Origin of the sequence: Nocardia anocheti (assembly GCF_029675105.1) — a bacterium.
Lineage (GTDB): Bacteria > Actinomycetota > Actinomycetes > Mycobacteriales > Mycobacteriaceae > Nocardia.
Genome location: NZ_JAQQFV010000006.1, coordinates 490,514 through 496,513, shown reverse-complemented (window position 1 = coordinate 496,513; position 6,000 = coordinate 490,514). Strand labels below are relative to the sequence as shown.

Here is a 6,000-nt window from a genome sequence, read left to right as displayed (position 1 = left end):
CCGACAGATCCTGTTAAGAGCTCCAAGGTGGCCGACCTTCGATCCGGGGTAACCGAGCCGACGTTCGATGCGCCTATAGAGATCGAGTCGGTGTTGTGCGGAACAAGGCGACAATGATGCGACTGGTCGGCGTGCACGTGGAGGGATTATATTGACGACACCTCGATTGAGATACTCTTCCCGACGACGAACTGGCGTGTGCACTCGCCATTGATCCCATCGCTGTCGATCGCGGAAAACACTTGCTGAGCGGACCAGGAGCCCGACCCTGGTGTGGTGGGCGACCAATCGTCACCGATCGCGGGGTTGAGATCCAATACGCATTCATTCGGACCTACAGCGAGTTGTATGCCGTCGGAAAGGGTATTGTAGGTGAACCTTTCGCTGGCTAGAAACCGATACGCCGATACACCTTCTATCGTCATTCTGACCTTACGCCATACGATATCTCCGGTGGCACTCACGGAATCAGCAATGGCAGTCCTCGAAGACTCCATCGCGTCGATGGTAATGATGACGCGCACTTCCGTCGCAGGTTGAAGTTCTAAACTGACTCCAACGATCGAGCCATCTTCAAAGAAGAAGAACCTCGAAAGAAATGCATCAACACTCTCTGGTTCCAGCTTCATTAACACCCTCCCGTGGAGTCTATATGTGTTCTTCTAGTGTATATCCCACCCTGGAGGCAGATTGGAGGCAGGTATGTGAGCGGCACCCGCGCCGTGCCCTTCAATCGTTCCGGGGGTGGTGAATACATGACCGTGCGGGCCCGATGTTCCGGGGTGCGTCTTGAAGTCGAAATGCCCGACCGCGTTTCCATCTCCATTATAGATTGTATTTTGGACAGGGACGCCGTTCGAACCTGTCCGTGTGTAAACAGAATTAGGGGTCGCGCCCATCGTGGGCGGCCTGCTGGTGCCCGAGGTGTGTCCACCGACCGGTATGCCGTTCTGATCAACCGGAATGTTGTATGGTGCGGAACTTGGCGTGGTCGGTTGTGTCTGAGGCACCGCATGTTGTTGTGGGGTGGTAATAGGGGCATTTGCGTTGCTACCTCCACAGCTCGGCGTTGAAGTGAGACCCAAAGGGTCGATCCACATTGTGGGATTGTGTGGGTATATGTTGGGGTTGAGGGATGGGCCGAGGCCAAGTGGATCGTTAGTTGTATATCGACCGGTTTCGGGATCGTAGTAACGCTTGTAGTTGTAGTGTAGCCCGCTCTCTGCGTCATATTGTTGGCCTGGGAATCTGAGGATATCCCCACTTGCATTCGGCGCCTTAGATTTTCCCCATAGGTCGGCTTCTGCAGCCACGGCGATGGTTCCATTCTCAATATCGAGAATTTCGGTGGGTGTGCCGACCAAATCGGTAGCGATCGCATATGTTGCGTGCTCGTTGCGGCCGGAAGCATCGATGATCGTTTGAGCTATTGGCCGATAGCTTCCAGGGCTGTAGTCCCACGAAGTCACCGAATTCCGGGATTCGTGCTCGATCAGCTAGGTGTGATCCCAGACGTAGTTGTGGCATTCGATCAGTGATTGGTCTCCGGACAGGAGTTTCTTTGATACTCGTCTTCCGTGTGCATCGTAGGAATATTGCCACCATTGACGGTCCGGCGTGAATACGTCGGAGAGTTGATCAAATGCGTTGTAGCGATAATGCCACTGGATTGGTTTTCGTGATATCCGGCGTATTTCTTTCCTGATGAGACGTCCGGCATCATCGTAGTGATACAGTGTGCGACCACGCCGAGTCAGCAAGTTGCCGTTGTATTCCAGGCGTTCGGCAAGATTGCTTTTCGGTAATTCGCTGACATTGATGATCTGCTCGTTAGAGGCTGACCTTATGTTGCCGAGTTTGTCGTAGCCGTACTGCTGAGTTACGTTGTTCCCTGCGGTGACCGCGTAAACTCGTCCGACCGGGTCGAGATCGTATGCGCGAGTGACCGTTCGGTTGTTACTCCAGCGTGTGCGATGCTCGATAACGTAGCCATCTGGACGTCGCGTGTATTCGTCATGGCGAAGATGCTGTATGCCTGCGCCGCGGAGTGCGAGGGTGCGTGTCCCGATCTGTCCGACCGAATCGTAGTGCTGACCGTGTTCGAAGGCTCCGACTTTCCAGCCGATGTGCCGGCTGAGTGAGTCATATTCAAATTCGATCGGGTGGTCATTGATGGTGAGGGCAGTGATACGGCTCCCGGCGCCATAGGACCACTCGGTGATCTTACCGCTCGGATTGCTGCGGCTGATGCTGCGTCCGTGTTGGTCGTAGCTGTAGGTGGTAGGTGGAAGGTCGTCGAGTTGGTGACGGACGAGTCGACCGGCGGGGGTGCGGGTATATCGGACGGTGTGGTTGGTGTTAGTTGATTTGCTAGCGCTGGTCGCTGTAATGAGATGTCCCGCAGGCGAGTACGCAAAGGTAGCGTATTCGCTGGTTTCTGCGCGGATGCCGATTAATTGGCCGAGTTCGTTGTAAGTATGATGGCGCGGTATCCCGGTCGCTGGTGTTACCATCGCGACGAGCCCGGTGGTGGTGTGACGGTATTCGGTGGTCGATCCGTTGTAGTCGATTTCCGATGACACTCGACCGACCATGTCGTACAAATACGACCAGGACTGTCCGAGCGGGTTCGTGATCGAGATCAGCTGCTGTTCGGTGTCCCAAATGTAGCCTGTGACGGCGGCATCGGGTGCGGTGTGGGTTTGTAGGAGGCCGAATGGGCCGTAGGTGTAGCGATTACAGTTGGCGACGCGGTCTGAATGTTCGAGCAGTTTGCCGCTGCTGTTCCAAGTCCAGTGCTCTTCATACCCGTCGGGGTCGAGGCGGGTGAGCGGGTTTCCTTCTGCTGACCATGTGTATCGAGTGACATTTCCCAGCGGATCGGTGATAGCGATCGGTCTGCCGAAATGATCGCGCGTGATCGTGGAGGTGGCGCCGTGTGGGTCTGTCACGCGGATCGGTTCACCAGCTGGGTCGACCTCGATCGTTGTTGTGCCACCGGCTTCGGTTCTGCTCTCGACCGCACCGTTCGCGTGGTAGGTCTGGTGTAGCGCGACTCCGTCGGGGTCGGTGATCGTGGCGACGTTTCCGGCGTCGTCGTATTCGTATCGGGTGACGGTGCCGTCGGCGTTGGTGATCGCTGCAGGGCGGTTGCGCGAGTGGTAGTCGATGGTGATCGAGTGGTTGTCGGGGCGTTGGAGGCGGACGAGGTTGTCGTCGGTGTTGCGGACGTAGACGGTGGTGGCCAGGTCGGGGGCGATGATGCGGTGGGGTTGGCGGTTGACCGGGTCGGCGTAGTCGGTGCGGGTGGCCGCGCCGTAGGGGTCGGTTTCGACGAGTAGGCGTTTCTGGGAGTCGAATTCGTAGGTCCAGGACGCGCCGACGGAGTTGGTGACGTGGGTGCGGGTGCCCCAGTTGTTGGGCAGGGTTTCGTAGGAGACGGTGGCGTTGAGGATGCCGTCGGTGCCTTCTTGGCGGACGATCCGGCCGAGTTCGTCGTAGGTGTTGGCGAAGTGGGTGTTGTCGGGGTCGCGCCAGGTGAGCATGCGGTGGGCGCGGTCGTAGGTGTAGTGGGTCGTACCGCCGACGCTGTTGGTGACGGCGACGAGATCGCCTGCCTGGTAGGCGAATTCACGCAGCAGGGTGGAGACAAGGTCGCCGTGTTCGTCGGTGCCGTCGACGGTGATGGTGGTGACACGGTCTTCGGCGGTGGTGAAGGTGACGTTGTAGCCACCGGAAGAGGTGAGGTGGCTGGGGTGGCGGTTGGGGTGGTAGTGGTGGCGGATCCAGTTGTCGTGGCGGTCGGAGATGCCGGCGATCGGGTAGTCGCCGAGGGCTTCGGACTCGGGGTCCAATGCGGCGAAATGCCAGGTGATTTCGCGTTCGGGGTCGTGGATGCGGTAGCCGTGGTCGGTGAGAGTCAGTGGCCAGGGATGATCACCGTGTTGTGGCACGACCTCGAGGCCGGGGGCGGTGTGGGGGTAGGACAGCAGCATGCCGTCTTCACCGATGAAGGTGACCCCGGCGTGGTCGACGATGAGTCGCATGTCCAGGAAGGTCGACCAGGACGGGCCGAACCAGCGCCCGTAGCGATAGTTGGAGCGGTGACGCCGCCACAGCACGACCGGCAGGACGCCGGGTAGTTCCAGATCGACGATCGGGACGAAGTATTCCCCGGTGGCCATATCGACCGGTTCGATGCGGCCACAGGTGCCTTTGGCGTCCTGGGTGTCGGGAGAATCGCCCTTGCGTGCCTGGTTCGGGGCGCCGGAATTGGTGTCGCTGGGATCGCGTGGGGTGTTGGGGGTGTCCGGTGTCGAGGCCGGGCTGGTGTCGTCGCCTTTGGTTCCGGCGGGAGTGGTATCGGGGGAATCGCTGTCGCCACCTTTGCCTTTCGGTTTGGTCGACGCGGGCGTGGTGTCGGCGTTCTTGCCGCCGGTCTTGGTCTTCTTGAAGGCCTTGGCGATGTCGCCGAAGGCTGACTTGAGCTTCTTCAGCAGCGGCATCAGCTTCGACATCGTCTTGGCCAGTTTCGAGAACAGTTTCGAGATCATCGCCGTGGTCTTGGCGATGTAGGCGGTCGCCTGGACCGCGATCACCGGGGTGGCCAGGCCGAGGGAGAACACTGCCTCGGCCGCCCAGACCGCCAGGCGGGCCACGGTTTGGGAGACCAGGTCACGCACGGTTTGGCGGACCGCGGCCACGACACCGCCGGCCAAGCGGATCGCTGATGCCGCTGTGGTGGCCGCGCCCGAGGCGGCCGAGAGCAGGTTGGTGGTGTCGCTAGCGTGGGTCTTGTAGGCGGTCGCGGCTTGGCCGGTCCAGTCGGCGACGTCTTTCTCGACGGCGGATTTCTGGGTGTTGGCTACTTCGGTGATGCGGGTGGCGACGTTGTCCCAGGTTTTGGCGTAGGCCTCGATCTGGTCGGGATCACCAGCGATCCAGTTCAATGCCTTCTGCAGGGGTTCGCAGTGTTCGATGAGCCAGCCGACACCGTAGGAAGCCAAAGTGCCCAGGGGGTCGACAGCCAGCGAGAACAGGTCCGCGGCGCCGCCGAGGACTCCCAGGCCTGCCTCGATCCAGGAACCCGAGGAGATGGCGTCGGAGACACCGGTCACGGTTTCGATGCAGCTGATACCGCTATAGGCGGTGGTGGAGTCTTCCTTGGCCGCGATCAGCGGGTTGGCGGCCATTACAGTCCGGATTCCTGCGACTTGAGGGCTGCGGCGTTGGTGGTGTCGCGGGTGGTGAACGAGTCGACCACGGTGGACAGGTTGGTGCTGGTGGTGGTGAAGGAATCGATCGCGGCCTGAATGGCGTCGATGCCGTCGGTTTCGACGGAGTCGACGAACAGGGGGCCGAGGAAGGCGCAGATCTTGCCGAACGCGTCAGACGGTGCGGAGACAGCTTGTGCGGCTTCCAAGGCCTCGGTCAGGCCCGAACCGGCCGAAGCGACGTTGGCGGCGTGAGTTTTGATCTGGTCGGGGGAGATGTTGATTTCCCCGGCACCGCCTGCGCTTGTCATCGTGGTCCCCCTGGTGAATCCATGTGCTGCCACCCTCGGTCGACAGGTGCCACTCACTCCCCCGACCTGCGGTGTTCGTTCTGGCCGACCAGCTGAAGGCTGCTGGTCGATGAGCTGCGGCACGAAGTGCCGAGCGTCGAGCCTAGCGGAAGTTGTGGGGTGTGACGCTGTCGTGAATTCGACGGAACCAAGGGGTGATTCGGTGCGTCTAAGGGTTTCGATGAAGACAACGGGGCTATGCAGAAGCGAATGTCCTCGTTGACCGGACCGGTGGGGTCAGGATCTCGGATCGGCGAGGAGGACGGTTGACGAATCGCTTCGGACGGAGCGCCCGAGGCCGGTTCGGCGGCCTACCGGGGAGGGCGGCCAGGGGTGGGTGAGATGTCGTAAGGTGGGCGGAATCTGTGGCGGTCGGGTGCGGGGAGCGCTCGGGTGGCTCGGGGCTGGGGCCGTGGGGTCTGGGCCGGTGGAACGGG

The 6,000-nt window shown here is 60.4% G+C and carries 4 protein-coding genes; all 4 read right to left on the bottom strand.

Annotation, left to right across the window (positions count from 1 at the left end):
* Positions 1-146: 146 nt before the first annotated feature.
* The 4 genes from QC180_RS18955 to QC180_RS18945 all read right to left on the bottom strand — a co-directional run bounded on the left by QC180_RS18955 (position 147) and on the right by QC180_RS18945 (position 5,524).
* The gene (locus tag QC180_RS18955) at positions 147-629 is read right to left on the bottom strand and encodes a hypothetical protein (RefSeq protein ID WP_278264074.1); all 483 of its coding nucleotides are present in this window, start codon (positions 627-629) and stop codon (positions 147-149) included.
* Between the two features lie 33 nt (positions 630-662).
* Complete coding sequence (locus QC180_RS30250; RefSeq protein ID WP_347567337.1) at positions 663-1,313, bottom strand: RHS repeat-associated core domain-containing protein; 651 nt, start codon at positions 1,311-1,313, stop codon at positions 663-665.
* Positions 1,314-1,496: 183 nt separating this feature from the next.
* On the bottom strand, positions 1,497-5,192 hold the full coding sequence (locus QC180_RS18950) for a DUF6531 domain-containing protein (RefSeq protein WP_278264073.1): 3,696 nt from the start codon (positions 5,190-5,192) through the stop codon (positions 1,497-1,499).
* Positions 5,192-5,524 carry a type VII secretion target gene (locus tag QC180_RS18945; RefSeq protein ID WP_278264072.1) on the bottom strand — a complete coding sequence of 111 codons (333 nt, stop codon included), beginning with the start codon at positions 5,522-5,524 and terminating at the stop codon, positions 5,192-5,194. Before QC180_RS18945 ends, QC180_RS18950 begins: the two co-directional genes overlap by 1 nt.
* Positions 5,525-6,000 lie beyond the last annotated feature (476 nt).

Coding starts and splice junctions, on each gene's coding strand:
- QC180_RS18955 (WP_278264074.1), bottom strand. CDS start 629: ATGAAGCTGGAACCAGAGAGTGTTGATGCATTTCTTTCGAGGTTCTTC.
- QC180_RS18950 (WP_278264073.1), bottom strand. CDS start 5,192: ATGGCCGCCAACCCGCTGATCGCGGCCAAGGAAGACTCCACCACCGCC.
- QC180_RS18945 (WP_278264072.1), bottom strand. CDS start 5,524: ATGACAAGCGCAGGCGGTGCCGGGGAAATCAACATCTCCCCCGACCAG.